A 20565-nucleotide genomic window follows, 5' to 3' on the forward strand; every position below is an offset into this window, starting at 1 on the left:
CGAATGCGGGAAGAGTGCGGACGAGCCATCCTTCTCCAGTGCCTGGGCCGCCACCGGAAATTTCCCGGAGAGATACCCTGACACCCGGCGGCTGCGTGGTGCCGCACATGGATAGCGAGACAGTCGACGTCCTTGTCGTGGGATCGGGAGCTGGTGGTCTTGCCGCCGCCGTAGCCGCCGCCGCCCGGGGTCTTGAGGTGATAGTGGTCGAGAAGGAGCCTTTGTACGGCGGCACGACTGCGTGGTCGGGCGGCTGGCTCTGGATACCCGGCAATCCTCATGCGGGCTGTGCTGGAATCATTGAGGAGCCAGCTTCGCCACGCGCCTATCTGCGCCATATTCTGGGCGATCGTTACGATCCCGCGCGGATCGAGGCTTTTCTTGAAACGGGTCCGGTCATGCTCGATTTTTTCGAGCGTGAAGCGGGTGTCCATTTTCTGCCGGGCAGTGCGGTGCCTGATTTTCACGGAGACGTCCCTGAGGCGGCTCTGGGATGGCGTTCCGTTGTCGCTGCGCCGTTCGATGGCCGCAGGCTTGGGTCACTTATTGCGAGATTGCGAACACCGATCCCGGAAACGACGCTCGCTGGAATGGCGATCGCTTCGGGCGCTGATCTTCGTCATTTCTTTCACGCTGCCCGTTCGTTTCAATCTTTTCTCCACGTCGCGCGCCGCCTTGTCCGGCATGGATTTGATCTCCTCCGTTATGGCCGTTCCATGCAATTGGTGAATGGCAATGCGCTTGTTGCAGCCTTGTTGCATGCGGCGGCTGAAAGAGGCGTTTCCTTGCGGTCCGGCACCAAAGCCAGCGGTTTGTTGTGGCGCGATGGCCGTGTCGCGGGAGCAGTTCTGGATGGACCTGCAGGCTCTGTGACGGTCCATGCGCGGCGCGCGATCGTGCTGGCGGCGGGTGGATTTCCCCATGATCTGGACCGCCAGCAGGACCTGTTTCCGCATGTCCGTTCTGGAACGCCTCACCAATCCGCGGCACCAGATTCCAATACGGGTGACGGTTTACGCCTCGCCGAAGCTGTCGGCGGTGTGGTCGATACCGGTCAGGTCGATGTGGCAGCCTGGGCGCCGGTTTCCATCGTGCCGCGGGCTGATGGTGGCCGGGGACATTTTCCGCATTTGATCGAGCGCGGCAAGCCCGGTCTCATCGCCGTCACACGTAACGGTCGACGCTTCGTCAATGAAGCAAAGCCCTATCATGATTTTATGCGTGCGCTGTTTGCGGCGACCCTGCCGGATCAGCGCGTGGAAGCCTGGCTCCTCTGCGATCATGCCTTCATCTGGCGCTATGGCCTCGGCGCGGTCAAGCCGTTTCCCTTTCCTCTCACGCCATGGATAGTGTCCGGCTATCTCAAACGGGGCCGTACCATTGAGGCACTGGCAAAGGCCTGCGGCATCGATCACGCAACACTCGCGAATACTGTCGAAATCTATAATCGGCATGCCCGTGAGGGGGAGGATCCGGCTTTCGGACGGGGTGCGACGCCCTATCAGCGCGTGCAGGGAGACGCCGCGCAAAAGCCCAATCCCTGCGTGGCGCCGATCGAGAAGGGTCCCTTTTATGCGGTGAGGGTGGTGCCGGGCAGTCTTGGCACTTTCGCCGGTCTCGTCTGCGATGCTCATGCCCGCGTCCTCGATGCGCGGAGCCGCCCCATTCCCGGTCTGTATGCGGCGGGCAATGACATGACGAGCATCATGGGTGGCCATTATCCGAGCGGCGGCATAACGCTCGGGCCCGCTATGACTTTCGGTTATATCGCAGCTCAACATATTGCCGGCCAGCCGATGCAAGAAGAAATTCATGGGAGGAAAGAACATGCTTGACGCGGTGCGACCTTCTGGGAAGGCAAAGGAGGTCGATCTTCTGGTCTTCGGCGCTGGCGCTGCAGGTATGACCGCAGCCTTGATCGCTGCGCTCGACGGACTCGATGTTCTGCTTTGCGAGAAGACAAGCCAGGCAGGCGGCATCACCGCGACCTCCGGAGGCACCATCTGGATACCCGGCACCAGTCTCAGTGTGAAGGCGGGCGTGCCGGACAAAGTGGAGGAGGCGGCGCGCTATCTTGATTCCGTGGTCGGCGCGCGCGGTGGTGCCGAATTGCGTGCGGCCTTTCTCGAATCCGGCCCCAAGACAGTCGATGATCTAGATGCGCGCACCGAGGTCAAGCTAGTGCCGGCAAAGGCGCATCCTGATTATATTGGCAATCATCCCGGTGAAGCCTATGGCGGACGCGCCTTGTCGCCGGAACCCTTTGATGGCCGCTTGCTCGGCAAGGATTTCGATCGTGTGCGGCCTCCGCGTGATGTATTTCTCGTGCTCGGCGGCATGATGGTTGCGCGTACGGAAATCGCGCCTTTGCTGAATCCCTTCGGGTCGCTGGCAAATTTCCGTACAATCATGCAATTGCTGACACGCCAGTTTACCGATCGCCTGCGTTACAAACGCGGCACACGGCTCGTCATGGGCAATGCGCTTGTGGCCCGTCTTCTTTACAGTTTGCGGAAAGCCGATGTGCCCATCCGTTTTGATACGAGTCTCGTTGATCTCTTGCGTGAAGATGGTGTCGTCGTCGGTGCCGTCATCAAGGGGCCACACGGCTTGGAATCTATCACGGCGCGCAAGGGTGTCGTCCTCGCAACCGGCGGCATAGCCCAGAACAAGATCTTGCGCGAAAAGCTCTTTCCAGCCTCGGCATGCGCCTTCTCCCTGGCGCCGGCGAGCAACAGCGGAGATGGTGTCGCAATCGCCGAGCAGGCGGGTGCTGCCCTGGCGGAAGGACTGGACAGCCCCGGATTGTGGATGCCCTGCTCGCGTTTACGGGGGAAGAACGGAACCGAGAAACTGTGGCCGCATATCATTCTCGATCGCGCCAAACCGGGCCTCATAGCGGTCAACAAGTCGGGGCGGCGTTTCGTTAACGAATCCGATTCCTACCATGATTTCGTCATGGGCATGTTACGTGCCAACGAGACGACACCGAGTGTGCCCGCTTATCTCATCTGTGACCGCAGCTTCATTCAAGATTATGGAATTGGTCTGGTGTTCGCCGGAACCCGGCGGCTCGCCCCCTTCATCAAGGCAGGCTATCTGATGGAGGGTAAGACGCTGCGGGAACTCGCCGGCAAGATTGGCGCAGATGCGGAGACTTTCGAGCGGACCGTTGCCGACCACAATCGCTATGCCAAATCCGGTGTCGATGAGGAATTTGGACGTGGCACCAGCAAGATGAATTGTTTCAACGGCGATCCCGAGAACAAGCCCAATCCCTGTATGCGCCCGATCGAAAAGGGACCTTTCTACGCTGTCGCTGTCTGGCCTGCGGATCTTGCAACCAGCGCCGGATTGCGCGGCAATGCCGATGGCCAGGTTCTGGATGCAGACGGCTCCCCGATCCAGGGTCTCTACGCTTGCGGCAATGACATGAGCTCGATTTTCCGCGGCACCTATCCGGGCCCGGGAACGACGCTTGGTCCCGCCCTGGTCTTCGGCTGGAGAGTCGCCAAACACGCCGCACACCAGTCAGTAACAAATATCACCAAGGAATCCTGCCATGCAACGCTATGAAATCGCCACCTTGACGACCACGCTCGGCGCGGCGCCCAAGGCGGCCCCGGCGATCGAAGCCTTTTGCCGCGAAAGCGGCGCGACGGGCCGCCTGCTCGGCTGCTGGGCGAGCGATATCGGGTTGTTGAATCAGATCTACATTCTGCGCGGCTATGACAGCGACGCGGATCTTCTGGCGGAACGTGAACGCACTTTGCTGTCGGCAAATCCCTTCGGCAGTGCCGAATGGCTGCGGGAAATGGTATTAGACAGCTACATCCCCTTTCCCTTCATGCCTCCGGTGGAGCCCGGGGATTATGGCGCGGTCTATGAAATCCGCACCTATGTCCTGAAAACGGGTGGGCTCGGCCCGACAATTGAAGCCTGGAAGGCGGCCGTGCCCCCGCGTTCGACCTTCTCGCCATTGACGATTGCCATGTATGCGATCGATGGTGTGCCGCGCATCACGCATATCTGGCCCTACAAGAGCCTGAATGATCGCGGGATCATTCGTGCCGACTCTGTCGCCAAGGGTGCATGGCCGCCAAAGGGTGGCCCTGATTGGCTGACGCCGGACATGCGTTCCGTCATCGGTCTGCCCCTCGCCGTTTCGCCTTTGCGCTGACCAGACATCGAGCCTGCTTAAGGGGGATGCGGACGGACCATCCGTTCGCAACGGATATAATTGGTCCAAAGAGATGGGATCATGTCCATCGGTCATCATGTGGGGAGGTCGGATGCCGGATTTTCCGTTAGGAGTCAATACAATCAGTGATACCTGGACCATTCCGATGGAAGACTCGTTACGACGGCTTGCAAAGCTTGGCTACCGCCGTTTCGACATCATGGTCAGTCCCGCGCATCTCGATACGGAATCTTTGACACCGCGTGATTGTCACCGGATACGTCGATTTCTGGCGGATGAGGGGATCGAAATATATGCGCTGACGGCGCAAAGCCTCGATCATAATCTCGCAAGTCCGCGCGCCGAAATACGCATGATGACGCTCGGCTTCAAGAAACGGCTCATTGATATTGCCTATGAACTTGGAGCGACGGGCATTGTTACGGTCTCGGGCCGCTACAATGCCCTGAATGCGCCGCCGCGTGCGCAACTTGAAAGCTGGTTTCGCGGCAGCCTTGAAAGCGCCGTCGCTTATGCAGAAAAACTCGGCGTCAAACTGTTTCTGGAAAATATTCCCATGGGCGTCTTGCCGACTGCGGCGCAGATGGTGGAATGGGTCAGGGAATTCAGCAGCCCCAGCCTGTCCATTTGTTATGATGTCGCCAACGGGCATTTCATCGGCGAAGATCCTGGGGAAGCCATCCGTTTGGTTGCGCCCTATCTCGACCTTGTGCATCTCTCAGATACGACGCAAACAGCCTGGAAACATGATCCAATCGGTATGGGAGATGTCGATTTCAAAGGCGCGGCGGAAGCTTTGGGCGAACTGAATTATCAACGCTTGAGCGTGCTCGAAATCTTGGCACCGGACCCTGATCCTCAGATTGCGGCTGGTCATAAACAACTCGCGACGCTCGGTTGGGAGCAGCCTGCATAACGGCTCGCGCAATTCGTGCTGCCTGTCCTGATATCGCAGATATCCGGGACTTGCGGCGCGGAAAAAGACGCCACGAAGAGGCTGCGCGTCAAGCGCAGCGAACGAAGAATGAACTGCACCGATACGATAAAAAAATAATTAATTCAATTGTTTGCGTTGCTCACCCTGTCTGGCACGGGAGGCAGGCAGGGGGAAGAAGCCGAGGCTGTCCGGGGGGAGGGGACCATGAATTCTTATGATTGCACGTCGCCGATTGAGGGTGTGTCGCATATTGCGACGACTGCGCTCGAAATGCCTTTGCGTCAGAATGGTCCAGGCAAGGACGGGACCATACACGACACGATTGTCAATGTCATGGAACGGCCTGCTCACGGCTGGTCTCTGTTGCGCATTCTGATTGTCGGCCTTTGCAGTCTTCTGAATGCGCTTGACGGCATGGATATCGTCATTCTGTCATATGTCGCGCCAGTTCTTGCGAAGGATTGGTCTCTCTCTCCGGAACGTTTGGGGATGGTCTTCAGCGCCAGTCTGGCTGGCATGACTTTGGGTTGCCTCTTCATCGCGCCCTTGGCCGATCGTTTCGGACGCCGGCCGGTGATCTTATCGATGCTGACACTTATCATGATCAGCATGATGGCGAGCGCCTTTTCGACATCGCTTCCCGAACTGGTTCTCGCACGTTTTCTGACCGGTATCGGTATCGGCGCCATGCTCGCAAGCATGACAGCCGTTGCGGCGGAATTCGCGCCCCAGCGTGAAAAAGCCCTGGCCATTAGCATCATGCTCGCCGGTTATCCGCTCGGCTCCGTGGCAACGGGCATGGTCGCGGCTGCGATCCTGCCGCATCACCATTGGCAGGTTATCTTGCTCGGCGCCGGGATTCTCTCCCTTGCCATTTTGCCGGTGGTTTTCTTCATCCTTCCGGAATCCATTGATTTTTTGCTCCGTACTCAGCCGAAACGGGCGTTACAACGGATCAATCGGATCGAGAGGCGTCTTGGTGTTGCAGTTTCCACCGCGCTTCCGCCCAAACCATCCAAGGTTGACGGCTTTGTGCTTCGCAGCCTTTTCGATAACGGGCGTGCCGAAGCGACCGCTGCACTCTGGGTCGGTGTGTTCATGGGATTCATGACGCTCTATTTTGCCCTTTCATGGATCACCAATCTTGCTGCTCAGGCCGGACTGCCCCTGGAAAGCGCCATATACGCTGGCGCTATTTTTAATTTTGGCGCATTCATGGGTACGATTGCCGTTGGGCGCCTCGCCAGGGATTATGGCTTGCGACGCAGCGCCACGATCGCCCTGGGGCTTGCTGCAGTCTTTTTGACATTGTTCGGCGCGGTATCCATGCCGCTGGTCCCGACTCTTCTGCTCGCCATGCTGGTTGGTATGACGATCTACGGTGGTTTCAATGCTTTTTATGGACTTGCCGCGGAGCTTTATCCAGCGGCAAACCGTAGTACGGGAGTAGGCTGGGCCATGGGCATCGGCCGTTTCGGCGCCGTAACCGGGCCGTTGCTTGGAGGCGTCCTGATCGGTCAGGGATTGTCGCTGACGATGATCATGGCCATCTTTTCAGTGCCGCTCCTGATTGCGGCATTCATGGCCTCCAGGATCCGCAGTTGCTGAACCAGTGTGAGTGATCTCGCGAAATCGAACGACTAATTGATGTAAACCTTGGCTTACCTGGAAACAGCCGATGTTTTAGGATGGCCCGGGAAGAAACGACCGGAGGCCGCAATGAAAATGTCTATCGCAACCGTTTCGTTGAGCGGCGATCTGATTGAAAAGCTCGACGCAATCGCCCATGCCGGTTTCGATGCCGTCGAAATCTTTGAAGCTGATTTTCTCGCCTTTAACCATACGCCGGCGGATGTCGGGAAAATGGTGCGTGATCGAGGTTTGACGATTTCCGTCTTCCAGCCCTTCCGTGATTTCGAAGGTTTGCCGGAGCCCTTGCGGACGAAAGCTTTCGAGCGGGCCGAACGCAAATTCGATGTGATGGCCGAGCTTGGCACGGAGCAGCTTCTCGTGTGCTCGAACGTATCGCCGTATGCCCAGGGCGGAATCGACCGCGCCGTCGAGGATCTGCGTGAATTGGGTGAAAGGGCTGCAAAACGTGGCTTGCGCATCGGTTTCGAGGCTTTGGCCTGGGGACGTTTCATCAATGATTATCGGGACGCCTGGGAGATCGTGCGCCGCGTCGACCACCCAGGCGTCGGCCTCGTCCTCGACAGTTTTCATGTTCTTTCGCGCGGACTGGAGCTTGACAGCATCAGCGCAATTCCAAAGGAAAAGCTGTTCCTGGTGCAACTCGCCGATGCTCCACGGCTCAATCTTGATCTTTTGTCCTGGAGCCGGCATTTCCGTAACATGCCGGGCCAGGGCGATCTCCCCCTTCTCCCATTCATACAGGCCGTTCAGTCGACGGGTTATGCAGGCGTTCTGTCGCTTGAAATCTTCAACGATCAGTTTCGCGCGGGCTCGGCGCGGCAGGTGGCCATCGATGGCAGGAGATCATTGATCTATCTCATGGGGCAGCTTGCTGATGTCGATGGGCTCTCAGCAATCGACGAACAAGTTTATAGGCTGCCTGAGAGAGCGCGATGCAAGAATATCGAATTCATTGAATTCGCGGTTGATGAGAACAGTCTTGGTCGGCTTGAAAAAGTCTTGAAAGGGCTGGGTTTTCGTAAATTCGCACACCACAGGACGAAGAACGTGGTCGTCTGGTCGCAGGGCGGTATCAACATCGTCCTCAATTGTGAACCCGAGAGTTTCGCGCATTCCTTCTACATCACGCATGGGTTTGCCGTTTGCGCAATCTGCCTGTCTGTGGATGATGCGCATGCCGCGCTTGAACGTGCCAGGAAACTGCTTGCCGTTCCTTTCCCGCAGGCCGTCGTTCCGGGCCAGATCGAAATTCCCGCCATCCGTGGCGTTGGCAACAGTCTCATCTATTTCATAGACCAGAAAGGCGATTTACAAAACCTTTGGTCGATAGATTTCGAGCAGGAGGGAATGGACACGGCGCCAGAAGAAGATGTGCTAGTCAATATCGATCACATCTCGCAATCGACCGAATATGACGAGATGCTTTCCTGGCTTTTGTTTTATACGTCAATCTTCGATGTCGAGAAAACCAGCGGGCTCGATATTGCCGATCCGGCGGGTCTGGTGCGCAGCCAGGTCGTGCAGAATGAGGAAGGCACGTTACGCATCGCGATCAACGGTGCTCAAAGCCTCCGTACGATGGCCGGACGTTTCCTGAATGAATTTTTTGGCTCCGGTACGCAACATATCGCCTTTGCGACCAACGATATTTTTGCCGCGGCGAAGCAAATGAAGGCCAACGGATTGACGACATTGCCGATACCGGACAATTATTATGATGATCTGATGGCGCGTTTCGATTTTGATGAGGTGTTCGTCGGGCAGCTGGCAAACCATGGCATTATGTATGATCGCGATGAGACAGGAGAATATTTCCAGATCTATTCGCATACATTTCCCGACGGCTTTTTCTTTGAAATTGTGGAACGAAGACATTACACGGGCTTTGGCGCAGCGAACGCACCGATCCGACTGGCTGTGCAGACACGGCTCGCGCCCCATCTTGCTGTTCCTAAACATTGACGGACAAAAAATCCAGCAATGTGACTGCCGCCCGGGTGGTGCAATTGCTTGGAGAACGATCCGTGATCCTGGTCGGCATGATGGGAGCGGACAAATCCTCGATCGGGAGACGGCTCGCAAGAGACCTGAACCGTCGGTTTCTTGATTCAGATTCCGCCGTCGAGGAGGCCGCACGCCTTAGTGTCAAGGAGATCTTCGCGCTTTATGGCGAAGATCATTTTCGTGCATGTGAACTACGCGTTGTCGAAAGGATTTTAACTGCGCCGGGTCAGGTCGTCGCGCTTGGCGGAGGGGCCTGGATGAATGCGGACATACGCGCGATGACCCGCTCGATTGGCTTTTCCGTTTGGCTTGATGTCGATCTCTCTATTCTGGCACAACGCGTAGCCAGGCGCAGGACCCGTCCCTTGCTGCTGGCGGGCAATGTGCGCCAAAGCTTGGAAATCCTGAATGAAAGGCGCCGTCCTATCTACGGTACCGCTGACATCCGCGTCGCTGCCGATGAAACGCATCCGGACGTTATCGTTCATCGGATGATGACGGAGATCATTCAATTTCTGTCGCTGTAAGTTTGCGACTGGCGGCGTCAAATCCAACTTGCGCTCGAGGTCGTAGTGGAGCGTCTGAATGGTCGGAATCCTGATATGAAATCCTGCTTGACCAAGGCATGAAGTGCTGTCTCGCATTGTCTTCATGTCAAGGAGCCAAGCAGGATCGGGACGACGTTCGTACGACACGCCTCAAGCTGAGCGCATATGGCTTATGCCGCGGGCCGTTCCTTGTCGGCGTCCTGCTGCGCCAGAATCGAGCGCCCAGCGGCCAGCGCTTGTCGGCTCCACTCTTCCAATCCCATCAGCGGGATACGATGCATGTTCGGGATCTCCAGGCTGACGGGAATCTGCGGCGGCAATCTGTTGAAAAGTCCGTGCAGATCGATACCTCCTTCGCCAGGCAGAAGGCGCTCGCAACGTGCGGTGTAAATGAGGCTTTCGTCCGTATCCGGTATTTTGGCTGGCGCATCGCACATTTGCGCATAGTGCAGCCATTCGGTCGGGACCATCTGCAAGTCCTCGTAATGGCTGTCGGAACGGGCGAAATGCAGGGCATCGACAAGGATACCACCGTTTGCGCATCCCGCGGATTTAACCACGTGAATGGCACATCTGAGGTTTGGAACCTTGGTCCAGGGCATAAATTCGAGATCTGCCGTCAGGCCAAAGGGGGCTGCGGCCTCGCATAAGGCGGCGAATGAGGAAATCAGGCGGCTTTCATCCGGATCATCACCCGCGACAAGCATTGCCTTGGCGCCGAGCTTCGCGCCAACTTCGAAGAACGAGAGGTAGTTCTTTACATCGAAAGTTTCATTGAGCCGAATGATTTCGAGATCGAAGACACTGATACCCGTATCCGCCATGCGTGCGAGCGTTTCTGCCAGCATGGAGGGGTCATCCATTAAAGGATAGGCAGGTCCTTCGGGAGACGCAGGCATAAGCCGGATACCGATGCTATCATAACCCAATTTATGTGCGAGGACGGTCATTTCTGGCGGTGTAAGGGACAAGACAGTAAGGTGAGCGAGCGAAAATGACCGCGACATGGATTGATCTCCCTGGATTTCCGTGGAACCGAAATTGTCTGTGATGATGAACATGCAATGACTCGCCGCATTGAGTCGGCAATTTGATGTGACCGCTTCAATGTTTCAATTACGATGCGTGGCTCGTGCGCGAGGATTGGAAGATAGGTGAGATCGTGCTCGCGGCACCAAGTTCATCGGCAGCTGAGAGAAGCAGCGGACCCAAGGCGAGCATTCGTTCCTCGGGCAAACGGAAATGTGGACCGGCGATGCTGATGACGCCGATGACAGAATGTTTGACATGACGAATGGGTGCCGCCATGGCGGCCATCCCTAGCGTATGTGTCTCAATTGTCACACTGAATCCGCGTTTGCGATCCTCTCGCAAGGCATCCAGCAAAGCCATGGCGGTGGTCGGCGCATTAGGGCCGAAGGTTTCAGGTTGGCCGAACCCCTGTTTGGCGACAAGCCGTAGGGCTTCCTCATCGCTCATGGTCAACAGCCATGCATGACCGCTGGCGGTGCATGAGAGTTGGGCGTCCATTCCCATTTCCGGATCGTAACGTAGACCGCTGCGGGCGCCTTGCGCTTTTGCCACCCAGGTCAGACGCTCTCCATCAATGATGGAGAGACGAACGAGTTCTCCGGTTTCATGGGCCACGCGATCGAGCACCGGCTGGGCGAGATCGACGATGCCGGATGATCCAAGAAATGTCAGGCCGAGAGAAACGAGTTTGGTTGTCAGGGCATAATCAGAACGGTCTCGGACCTGCCGCACATATCCGGCGGTGCTGAGTTCGCCGAGCAGTCGGTGCGCAGCACTGCGCGGCATGTTCAGCCGGTCGGCGATTGTGGCCAGGGGAAGGCCCTCGGCATGGGTCGCGAGAAGCTCGAATATGCCGAGTGTACGGTCCAGAACTCCTGCCATAATAACCTCCTGGAGCTTGATTGACGGAGTGGTGTGAAGCTTTATACAGCGAGAGCGACGGATTGGCTCGTTTGAGCTGCATGCTGGACTGCCAGTGTGGCTTCGAGGCTACGTGTTGCATCCTGGCCCGAGCTCCTTGGAGCCTCGATGCCTTCGATAACGGATCGAAAATGGCGTAACTGTTCCATATACGGATTGCCGTCATGTGGTGCGCAGCGCTCCTGTGTTAACGGCTCGTGCCAGCCTTTGCTGTCGCGATAGCGCCAGAGTTCAAGACGTGGCAGAGTCAGCGAAGCATCCGTTCCCATGAAGAAATGAGTATTGACATCTTGTCTTGGATAAGACGGACTTTCGCCGGATGTCAGATCCCAGCTCCACGGGGCGGTCGCGCTATCTGAAAGAGTGATTGTCCCCAGGGCACCATTGCGGAATTGTATGAGAACGGCAGCGGTATCCTCAACTTCGAAGCCGCGTGCCGCATTCGAGCGCAATGCCTGAAGGCGGTCGATCTCGCCGAAAAGAAAACGCATCAGATCAATCTCATGAATGAGATTGATGAGGATCGGGCCGCCGCCGGGCAAGCGACGCCAGGCCGCTTCGAAATAGGAATCGGGTTTGAGAAAATTGGCCATGACCGTCGCGCTGACAGGCCGTCCGAGCCGTCCCTCGTTGATGAGATCACATGCTTTTCTAAGCAATGGATTGTGTCGACGATGATGCCCGACCATGAGAGGTATCCCGGCCTTATCCGCGGCGGACGTCAAGGCCTGGGCTTCTTCCACGGTGGAAGCGATCGGCTTTTCCACGAGCATGGCGATCCCGCGGGCGATGCAGGCGAGACCGATTTCGAGATGAGTATCATTGGGTGTCGCGATGATAGCGGCATCAAGGGGAACTGCATCGAACATTTCCTCATAATTGCCGAACCAGGCCAGGTTGCGGCTCGTGGCGAAGGATGCAGCTTCTTCTGAGGGATCAGCAATGGCGCTGACGGTCCAATCGGGATGGCGCAATGCAAGATCGGTATGTGCGCGTCCGATAGCTCCGGCTCCGATAATAGCTAAACGCAATTTGGACATGATTTTCCTCCCGCTCCATAATATGGAATTAAATTCAAAATTGGAATATTTTTATGAATTGACTCATGTTCATTTTTGGTCGAAATTCTCAAAAAAGAGGAGTTTGGCGGGAGGAGCGCTTTTGATCGCAATGGGTATTTCGGCAACACTTCCATCTGCACTGACGCGGTACAGCCTTGCAAAGACCAAAGGGGTTTTCCCAACAGGCTTTGCTTTCCTCACCTTCCGCACAAGGGGAGGACTCTCGGCGTGATCGAACATCTCGATGGAGCCACGCGTCTCAATCTCATTATCGGTGATCCGATCGCTCAGGTGAAATCACCTGGTGGAGTCACAGCGCTTCTGCAGGCGAAGGGCAGTAACGCCATCGTCGTTCCGATTCATATTTCGGCGGCAGATCTCGATGCCTTTTTGAAAGGGATGTCGCTGGCGCGAAATCTCGATGGCATCATCGTAACAGTACCGCACAAATTTGCGGCCTATCGTCATTGTTCTACTGTGTCTGATCGAGCGCGCTTCCTGCAAGCTGTGAATGTCATGCGGCGGAATGCCGACGGTTCCTGGCATGGAGATATGTGTGACGGCCAAGGTTTCGTGGCTGCTATCGAAGCTGCCGGGGCGATTCTACCTGGAAAGCGTGCGTTGCTCGTCGGTGCGGGTGGGGCTGGTTCTGCAATTGCTTATGCTCTGGTTTTGGCCGGTGTCGGAGCCTTGGCTATTCATGATGGCGATGACGCTCGCTGTGATGCGTTGATCACTCGGTTGCAGCAGCTCGAGAAGGTCTCCATTTTCCGCGGTTCGGCTGACCCAGCCGGCTTTGATGTGGTTGTGAATGCGACGCCGTCCGGTATGCGTGAGGGCGATCCATATCCGGTGAACGTCAAGCATTTGTCGTCAGAGATGTTTGTCGGTGATGTCGTTACTCTGCCGGCCGTTCCTCCTTTGATCGTGGCCGCGCGCGAAACTGGATGTCAAACGCAAACCGGTTCGGGCATGTTCGAGAAGGTGCGTGACCTTATGGTTGATTTTCTTCTCTACAGGAATCGCGACGAAAACGAGTCTCTACCGCTCACGGGATGAACACGTATTGGGTCTGTCCCGGTTGGCAGTGCTGAATTCGGGCGTATCGCTGCCGACCGGCGACGAAAATACCGAGGATTCAGTTTCGAGTGATGAGATCAGGACCAGACCTGCGTCGGGGCCGGAAAATGTTGCCCGGCCCCGTATGAACGGGGTAGGGCGGAGATCGATTGCGTGAATAACAATAATAACAAGACAAATTAATAGAAAATGGGAGGGAGTATGAGCGCGGTTAATATAGCAACGCCTATAAACGCGCCTTTTCAGGCGACAGTCAAAATCGAGCGCTGGACGGTGCTCCAGTTGTTGGTGACGAGCATCTGTTTTCTCATCAATATGATTGATGGTATGGATGTGATGATCATGTCCTATGTCGCGCCTGCCCTGGCGCATGATTGGGCAATGGGGCCGGAAAATCTTGGCGTCATATTCAGCGCCGGCCTTGGGGGCATGATGATTGGCTGTCTCTTGATAGCGCCTCTTGCGGATCTTGCGGGTCGACGGCCGTTGATTCTCGCGTCTTTGACTATCATGACGATTGGTATGATAGCCAGCGGGTTTGCGTCAACGATAACGGTGCTTTTCATCGCGCGTTTTCTTGTTGGTATTGGAATCGGCGCGGTTCTGGCAAGCATGGCCGCGATTACGGCGGAATATGCGCCGGAACATCATCGTAGTTTCGCGGTAGGATTCGTTCAGGGTGGATATCCACTCGGTGCGGTATTGACAGGCTTGGCATCTGTCTGGGCCATCCCTGCTTTTGGATGGCGGAATGTTCTCCTGGGCGTTGGTATTGGTTCTTGTGTCATCCTTCCGTTCGCTTTTTTTACGCTTCCAGAATCTCTCGACTATCTCCTCAAGCGTCAGCCAAAAGCCGCTTTGCGGAAGATCAACAGAATTCTGGGACGTCTCGGCCAATCGGAAATAATGACCCTCCCACCGAAAGCTCCGCATCACGGACTAAATCCTGGTGTCGACAAATTGTTTAGAGAGGACATGTGGGTTTCTACACTGCTGCTATGGTGTGCGATCGTTGCCGGCTTCATGGTTCTTTATTTCATTATTAGTTGGATTCCCAAGTTGGCGATTGAAGCGGGTCTCGATACTTCCAATGCAATTATTGCGGGTTCTATCTACAATATTGGTGCCTGTGCTGGTACGACTGGGATGGGATGGCTGACCACCCGCTTTAAACTTCAATATCTAACACCAGTATTCATGATTTTGGCAGCCGTTTTCCTTGTCGTCTTTGGCAGCGTCTCCATGCCGGTAAGCATTCTGCTTGGAGTTGCTTTCCTGATTGGAATGACCTTGCAGGGAGGGTTCAATAGTTTCTACCCCCTGGCCGCCAGCCTTTATCCGGCGGAAATCCGATCAACAGGTATTGGTTGGGCCGTTGGTGTCGGTCGTGGCGGGGCGATTCTTGGACCATTGTTGGGTGGCTATTTGCTTTCCATTCATATGCCGCTGCCGACCCTCTTTACTATCTATGCGGCGCCTCTTCTCGTAGCAGGAGCGTTGGGCTTCGTGGTGGCTCGCATACACAATCGTTAGAGTACTTTCTGACGTTTCTTGAAGGCGCCAAGCGAGAGCATTTTCAGATTGCTTCCCTTCCTGAAGCGATTTTATTCAGAACGAAAATGCTCTCGGGATCCTCCTTTAGGAGAGAGAGTCACAAGTCATAAAAGCGGTTCGCCGTCCTCATCAATCGATTGGATTTAGCGTGACGCGTCTGAGCTATCTCAGGCTTTAGATTTCGCGCGAAATCCTGATGGTCAATCCATGTGTATATTGCCAGGTTGATCGGCTGTAGACTCAACTCTCTCCCATCAGCTGAGTTCAGAAGCTTGTAAGCTTGCGACCTAATCGATCTGAATCTACCGGCAAATAAATTCCAAATCGTTTCAATTTGTTATGACAAATACGTGGGATATCAGTTCTCGCGAAATCGGGGCAAGCAACAACAAGGCCTGAGAGGCTTGATGACTATGCGTAAGGCTTTGATTTACACATCAATCGTACTCGGTTGGTTAAACACGATGACAGCTTATGCTAGCGAATGGGAGGATTGGATTTCTCAGCCGGTCATGACTGGGACGTGGGGCGGCGCGAGGACATATTTGCTTGAACGCGGATTTATCTTCCGCGGAGCTTATATTTCCGAAACCGCATGGAATCCCACAGGTGGTAATGCCCCGGGGAGTGTTCGTTACGCTCAAGCCGTTCGTTTTGGCTTTGATATCGACATGAATAAAGCCGTTGGATTCGCGGGCAATCAATTCCATTTCACGCTGGAAGATCGTGTAGGCCGCAGCTTGACGGCGGATAAAATTGGCAATCGTTTTGCCGTGCAGGAAATTTACGGCTTCGGGCAGAATTTCCGTCTTGCGGAAATGTCCTTCGAGCAGGATCTTTTTAGCCGGCGTGTGAATGTCAAAGTTGGCTTTTATTCGCCTGGCAATGAATTTGGCGTGTCTCCCTATTATTGCTATTTTCAGAGTGTCTCCTTTTGTGGCCATGTGCCGAACCTAGCTGCGTCGAGTGGATGGACAAATTATCCAAGTGGCCGTTGGGGCGGGCGCGGAAAATTCTGGCTGATTGATCAATTCTTCTATCTGACGACGGGCGTGTTCCAGGTTAATCCCACTTATAATCAAAAGAATAACGGATTTAAGATGGATTGGTCTGGTACGACGGGCGCTCTTGTACCGGTCGAACTAGGCATTCAGACGGGTCGCGAGAAAAATGGGTTGCCGGGCAATTTCAAGATAGGTGGATATTACGACACATCGCCTGCGACAGATCAGTCCAATCCCACAATCATCCATCAGGGGGGGCGCTATGGTGGATATGTTTCCGTAGATCAGCTCATCTATCGTCCGCCAAGTGGAATAGGTGGATTGACGGCATTTTTTCAATACGGAATGTCCGACCAGACAACTGCACCGATGCCCACGGCATTACAACTTGGGTTTGTTTATGAAGGATTGATTCCCACACGTCCGAAGGATGTACTTGTCTTTGGTGTCACAAGGGGAGAGACGAACAAGTATAAACGGCAGGCAGCGACGACTCGATTTTTTACCCCCCCTTCTGCTGAAGCTGTTTTCGAAATCAACTATGGCTTGCAGGCGACACCATGGTGTATCGTGCGCCCTAATATACAATTTGTACGAAGCCCCGGTGCGTTTTCATTCAAACAGGTTCCGGATGCTTGGGCCGTTGGATTGCAACTTAGATTGACGTTATGAAATTGAAACCCGTAATAGTTCGCCTGAAGGCGATGAATTGTGATTATCTAAAGCACGGATACATTGCGCTAAGGTAAATTTGATATCTGCATACGGATTTTGAGTTGAGTGATGCAGAACGCGTGAAACCGAATCGCTGTAGTTAAAATTTACAAACTTCTCTAGAAAAGTCGAGGCTGCTTTTTTCCGCTTTGGGGGCGAACATGATTTCGATCAAGATCACAACCGTTGTCGTCAGTGTCGGAATGTTTATTCTATCTGCATGCAACGACCCAACGGTAGCAACAAAAGAAAATCTTCACAAAACGCTCGCGGAGTTTTTAGATACGCGATGCTTTTTGGTGGGGCCGCAAGTTTCAGCCTATCCCGTCCACTTATCCGACACCGATGAGTTTGCGCCTTATGATGCTCTTGTGAAGGTGAATCTGCTCAAACGAGGCGAAGATGGCCTTTATGATCTCACAGATAAAGGCAGGAGTCTCGTTCGTTTACCTAATGGCGAGAATGATAAGCTAATGGGATTTTGTGCGTATCATATTGATGTAGGTGAAATTCAAACAATTACCGAAGCGAGAACGGAGGGTAATTATTCGATCCATGACGTAACTTTCAATTATAAGCGAAGAGATGAACCTTGGGCGAGCGACTCTGCTATTCAAGCTGCTTTTAAAAGACAATTCATTCCCGTGGAAGAGGAAGTATGGACCCTTCCCATGATGCTCACAAATGGTGAGTGGGGTTTTATGGATCACCTCTCGGAGAAAAAGGGAAATACTACGACACACTAAACTGTATGATTTAGAATTCAGATGGTGCAATTCTTCCGTTTAGTTGAAGCATTGCGTAACAAAAAAATAAGATAAAACAAGTAACAGTGAGTGTTTGTTACGATCAAGATGATGTTGGTCGACTCCGCGCCATGATCATGTTGTCGAATTCACCGACATGATTTTGGAGATACATTCCGAAGCTTGATACGCCTCTTTTTTCAATGATTGCCGCACTCAATGAGAAGCTCCAATGGTTCCTCGACGAGCGCGGTCCGGCCACCCTAAACGCATTGCCGCGACCTGCGGCATTATATCGAGAGCACCTGGAACGTCGTTATCAACTATTTGCGACACTACCGCAACAGAAAGACGATTTCGACTTCACAGCCGAGGGCTGTGTCGAGGAGCTCGCTGGTGCCAGCGTAGTGAAGCGTCGCCATATATGCTGGTCTCTATGGGCGCTCATTATGTCGCCAGAATCTGCTCCACCATGCTGGATGGGGGGACTCCATAAACAGGTCATCTCGGACAGAAAAGCAGAGTAACCCTATATTCTTGCCAGTCCCCCGGATCGCCCGCGCCAAGCTCACAAAACCGGCATCTAGTTCAGATGGTCGCACACTAGATACGAGACATCCCTGGTCCGTCATACTCGCCTGGCCCCGATATCCCCTAAGATCGAACCGCAATTGATTTAAACACACCTGCGTCCGGAGGTGTCCAGATCCAAAAATCCAATTTTTTATTGTCATTGATTTCGTTCGAAGTGTTGTTCTGAAGCGCCGGTTTAGAGTTCCCTCAAGCATATTGGTTCGCGATTTTGTGCAGAAAGTCCAAGTCATATAAGTATGCGTCCATTTGCATAAATTCGGTACGGTCTTACTCTCCATCATCTGATCTCAGGCAAGGAAGATTGTTTATGTGTCGGTCTCTACGCGTCGAAACTGTGATGCAGATGAAATCCCAGAGATTTGTAAATCGACTACCCTCACTTTAAACATTGTGAACCAGAGCCGATAAACTATGACAAGTGTCAGTGTGAACGAAAAAAACTGCGACGTGCTTGTTATTGGTGCCGGTGCAGGTGGCCTATCAACTGCCATCACCGCAAAAAAGCATGGTCTTGATGTCATTATCATCGAAAAGGAGCCATTCTTCGGTGGCACCATGGCATTTTCGGGTGGCGTATTGTGGATCCCGGGAAATCGCTTCGATAAGAGTTCGTCGGGTGACGCCGGGCGGCAAGCGGCTCGTCTCTATCTCCATAACGAGACAGGCGATCTTTATGATAGCGAGACGGTCGAAGCTTTTCTGGAGCACGGGCCGCGCATGCTCGATTTTTTCGAGCGTGAAACAGAAGTAAAATTCATTCCCACGCTCTATCCAGACTATCATTCCACGAAAGCGGGTGGATCAGAATGCGGGCGCTCGATATTGGCTGCCCCCTATGATGCCACGGAGCTGGGGTCGGAGATTGTACGTTTAAGGCGGCCTCTTGAAACAATCACATTCATCGGCATGATGTTTAATTCATCCAATGCCGATATCAAGCATTTCTTCAATGCCACGCGTTCGCTGACTTCCTTCACATATGTCACCAAGCGCTTGGTTTCTCATCTGAAGGATCTTATACGCTATCGTCGCGGTGTTCAGATCACCAGTGGCAACGCTTTGGCGGCCCGCCTCGCCAAAACGGTGTTCGATTTGGGTATTCCCTTGTTGACTTCCGCTCCGGCAAAAGAGCTCTTGATCGAGGATGGCAAGATTACCGGTGCTGTCGTTGGCTTGTTAGAGGGAGACACTCGGATCACAGCTCGACGCGGAGTAGTACTCGCCTGCGGCGGCTTTCCACATGATCTGCAGCGGATCAAAAAAGCCTATTCTCATGTCGCAAGGGGCGGCGTGCATGTCTCACCAACACCTGAAGCCAATACAGGCGATGGCATCCGCCTTGCCGAAGATGCCGGGGGATGCTGCGAAATTCGTTATCCCAATGCCGCTGCATGGATGCCCGTTTCTCGTGTGCCGAGACGTGATGGTTCTTATGGTGTGTTTCCGCATCTGCTTGATCGCTGCAAGCCGGGTGTCATCGCTGTGAACCGGAAGGGTCAACGCTTCTGCAATGAGGCTAACTCCTATCACGATGTTGGTGCCGCAATCATTGACACCTGCAAGGATGATAAGGAAACGGTAGCTTGGTTGATTTGCGATCATCGCACCATAAGGAAGTATGGGCTCGGCTATGCTAAACCGGCGCCAGTACCCATCAAATATTATGTCAATAGCGGTTATCTTTATCGTGCCGCGACCTTACAGGAACTTGCCGAATCCGCACAAATTGACCCTGACGGACTGGTGGCAACAGTTTCGCGTTTCAATGCTGACGCTATCAGCGGTGAGGATCAGGAATTTGGACGAGGTGCCACGGCGTTCAACCGCTATCTTGCCGATCCCGACCATAAGCCCAACCCTTGCGTCGCGCCTATTCAGCGAGGTCCTTTCTATGCGCTGAAAATCGTCATGGGTGATCTTGGTACTTTTGATGGTCTTGTCACGGATGTTGTTGGCCGAGTGATTGGTGAGGACAAACAACCTATTCCGGGTCTTTACGCGGTAGGCAATGATCGCGCCAGCATGATGGGCGGTAACTATCCCGGTGCTGGAATCACGCTCGGCCCGATCATGACCTTTGGTTATATTACGGCCCGTCATTTGGCCGGATTCAATGATTGCAGGCAATAGTGGACAATGCGCTAATGTTTACATCCAAGCCTATTGTTGACTTGCGGGTCTATACGATCCGCCTACGCAGAATGGCCGAATTCGTCGATATTTTTGATCGGCTAGCCATGCCGGTTCAGCTCAAATATCTGGGACCTCCGCTTGGTATGTACACGAGCGCAGTCGGGCAGCTGAATCAACTCATTCATCTTTGGCAGTTCGACGATATGGGTGCTTTCGAGTCCTGTCATGCTGCGCGTGACAAGGACCCGGATTGGCCAGCCTATCTCAAGGCCACGACCGATCTCATTGTTGCTCAAGAAAACCGGATTATCCGCCGTGTTGACATACCGAGTTTGAAAATGCTTGGCGGCGAGACACCTGACATAGTCAAAAAGGATAGTTGA

The 20565-nt window shown here is 54.2% G+C and carries 16 protein-coding genes; 13 read left to right on the plus strand and 3 right to left on the minus strand.

Annotation, left to right across the window (positions count from 1 at the left end; translation table 11 throughout):
• The first annotated feature begins 107 nt into the window (after positions 1-107).
• The 7 genes from DL88_RS15100 to DL88_RS15130 all read left to right on the plus strand — a co-directional run bounded on the left by DL88_RS15100 (position 108) and on the right by DL88_RS15130 (position 9322).
• Positions 108-1835, plus strand: coding sequence for an FAD-dependent oxidoreductase (locus DL88_RS15100; RefSeq protein WP_034997918.1), 1728 nt, complete (start codon positions 108-110; stop codon positions 1833-1835).
• The gene (locus DL88_RS15105; RefSeq protein ID WP_034997813.1) at positions 1828-3576 is read left to right on the plus strand and encodes an FAD-binding protein; all 1749 of its coding nucleotides are present in this window, start codon (positions 1828-1830) and stop codon (positions 3574-3576) included. The genes DL88_RS15100 and DL88_RS15105 overlap by 8 nt, the downstream gene beginning before the upstream one ends.
• Positions 3563-4180 (plus strand): NIPSNAP family protein, encoded by a 618-nt coding sequence (locus DL88_RS15110; protein WP_034997817.1) that lies wholly within the window; start codon positions 3563-3565, stop codon positions 4178-4180. The genes DL88_RS15105 and DL88_RS15110 overlap by 14 nt, the downstream gene beginning before the upstream one ends.
• A 112-nt stretch (positions 4181-4292) precedes the next feature.
• Entirely contained in the window at positions 4293-5117 is an 825-nt protein-coding gene (locus tag DL88_RS15115) for a sugar phosphate isomerase/epimerase family protein (RefSeq protein ID WP_034997821.1), read from the plus strand.
• Positions 5118-5342: 225 nt separating this feature from the next.
• On the plus strand, positions 5343-6746 hold the full coding sequence (locus tag DL88_RS15120) for an MFS transporter (protein ID WP_051956029.1): 1404 nt from the start codon (positions 5343-5345) through the stop codon (positions 6744-6746).
• Positions 6747-6857: 111 nt separating this feature from the next.
• Complete coding sequence (locus tag DL88_RS15125) at positions 6858-8753, plus strand: bifunctional sugar phosphate isomerase/epimerase/4-hydroxyphenylpyruvate dioxygenase family protein (RefSeq protein WP_034997824.1); 1896 nt, start codon at positions 6858-6860, stop codon at positions 8751-8753.
• Positions 8750-9322 (plus strand): shikimate kinase, encoded by a 573-nt coding sequence (locus DL88_RS15130; RefSeq protein ID WP_051956030.1) that lies wholly within the window; start codon positions 8750-8752, stop codon positions 9320-9322. The genes DL88_RS15125 and DL88_RS15130 overlap by 4 nt, the downstream gene beginning before the upstream one ends.
• A gap of 191 nt (positions 9323-9513) precedes the next feature.
• Here the strand turns inward: DL88_RS15130 and DL88_RS15135 are convergent, their stop codons facing one another.
• From DL88_RS15135 to DL88_RS15145, 3 genes are all read right to left on the minus strand, one after another.
• Positions 9514-10350, minus strand: coding sequence for a sugar phosphate isomerase/epimerase family protein (locus tag DL88_RS15135; RefSeq protein WP_034997927.1), 837 nt, complete (start codon positions 10348-10350; stop codon positions 9514-9516).
• Positions 10351-10459: 109 nt separating this feature from the next.
• Positions 10460-11257, minus strand: a complete 798-nt coding sequence (locus tag DL88_RS15140) for an IclR family transcriptional regulator (protein ID WP_034997827.1) — start codon at positions 11255-11257, stop codon at positions 10460-10462.
• Positions 11258-11298: 41 nt separating this feature from the next.
• Entirely contained in the window at positions 11299-12336 is a 1038-nt protein-coding gene (locus DL88_RS15145; RefSeq protein ID WP_034997841.1) for a Gfo/Idh/MocA family protein, read from the minus strand.
• Between the two features lie 249 nt (positions 12337-12585).
• On the opposite strand from DL88_RS15145, the gene DL88_RS15150 reads away from it, so the two are divergent.
• From DL88_RS15150 to DL88_RS15180, 6 genes are all read left to right on the plus strand, one after another.
• Entirely contained in the window at positions 12586-13416 is an 831-nt protein-coding gene (locus DL88_RS15150; RefSeq protein WP_034997844.1) for a shikimate dehydrogenase family protein, read from the plus strand.
• A gap of 222 nt (positions 13417-13638) precedes the next feature.
• Positions 13639-14970, plus strand: coding sequence for an MFS transporter (locus tag DL88_RS15155; RefSeq protein WP_156971134.1), 1332 nt, complete (start codon positions 13639-13641; stop codon positions 14968-14970).
• 428 nt (positions 14971-15398) lie between these two features.
• The gene (locus DL88_RS15160; RefSeq protein ID WP_084705217.1) at positions 15399-16667 is read left to right on the plus strand and encodes a carbohydrate porin; all 1269 of its coding nucleotides are present in this window, start codon (positions 15399-15401) and stop codon (positions 16665-16667) included.
• A 203-nt stretch (positions 16668-16870) separates the two neighbouring features.
• Positions 16871-17455 carry an SEN1982 family lipoprotein gene (locus tag DL88_RS15165; protein ID WP_034997848.1) on the plus strand — a complete coding sequence of 195 codons (585 nt, stop codon included), beginning with the start codon at positions 16871-16873 and terminating at the stop codon, positions 17453-17455.
• A gap of 1005 nt (positions 17456-18460) precedes the next feature.
• Entirely contained in the window at positions 18461-20179 is a 1719-nt protein-coding gene (locus tag DL88_RS15175) for an FAD-dependent oxidoreductase (protein ID WP_034997854.1), read from the plus strand.
• Between the two features lie 14 nt (positions 20180-20193).
• On the plus strand, positions 20194-20565 hold the full coding sequence (locus DL88_RS15180; protein WP_034997934.1) for an NIPSNAP family protein: 372 nt from the start codon (positions 20194-20196) through the stop codon (positions 20563-20565).

It is taken from the genome of Beijerinckia mobilis, from assembly GCF_000745425.1.
In the GTDB taxonomy this organism is placed as follows: domain Bacteria; phylum Pseudomonadota; class Alphaproteobacteria; order Rhizobiales; family Beijerinckiaceae; genus Beijerinckia; species Beijerinckia mobilis.

Coding starts and splice junctions, on each gene's coding strand:
- DL88_RS15105 (WP_034997813.1), top strand. CDS start 1,828: ATGCTTGACGCGGTGCGACCTTCTGGGAAGGCAAAGGAGGTCGATCTT.
- DL88_RS15165 (WP_034997848.1), top strand. CDS start 16,871: ATGATTTCGATCAAGATCACAACCGTTGTCGTCAGTGTCGGAATGTTT.
- DL88_RS15115 (WP_034997821.1), top strand. CDS start 4,293: ATGCCGGATTTTCCGTTAGGAGTCAATACAATCAGTGATACCTGGACC.
- DL88_RS15160 (WP_084705217.1), top strand. CDS start 15,399: ATGACTATGCGTAAGGCTTTGATTTACACATCAATCGTACTCGGTTGG.
- DL88_RS15155 (WP_156971134.1), top strand. CDS start 13,639: ATGAGCGCGGTTAATATAGCAACGCCTATAAACGCGCCTTTTCAGGCG.
- DL88_RS15125 (WP_034997824.1), top strand. CDS start 6,858: ATGAAAATGTCTATCGCAACCGTTTCGTTGAGCGGCGATCTGATTGAA.
- DL88_RS15175 (WP_034997854.1), top strand. CDS start 18,461: ATGACAAGTGTCAGTGTGAACGAAAAAAACTGCGACGTGCTTGTTATT.
- DL88_RS15140 (WP_034997827.1), bottom strand. CDS start 11,257: ATGGCAGGAGTTCTGGACCGTACACTCGGCATATTCGAGCTTCTCGCG.
- DL88_RS15145 (WP_034997841.1), bottom strand. CDS start 12,336: ATGTCCAAATTGCGTTTAGCTATTATCGGAGCCGGAGCTATCGGACGC.
- DL88_RS15135 (WP_034997927.1), bottom strand. CDS start 10,350: ATGTCGCGGTCATTTTCGCTCGCTCACCTTACTGTCTTGTCCCTTACA.
- DL88_RS15120 (WP_051956029.1), top strand. CDS start 5,343: ATGAATTCTTATGATTGCACGTCGCCGATTGAGGGTGTGTCGCATATT.
- DL88_RS15180 (WP_034997934.1), top strand. CDS start 20,194: ATGTTTACATCCAAGCCTATTGTTGACTTGCGGGTCTATACGATCCGC.
- DL88_RS15100 (WP_034997918.1), top strand. CDS start 108: ATGGATAGCGAGACAGTCGACGTCCTTGTCGTGGGATCGGGAGCTGGT.
- DL88_RS15110 (WP_034997817.1), top strand. CDS start 3,563: ATGCAACGCTATGAAATCGCCACCTTGACGACCACGCTCGGCGCGGCG.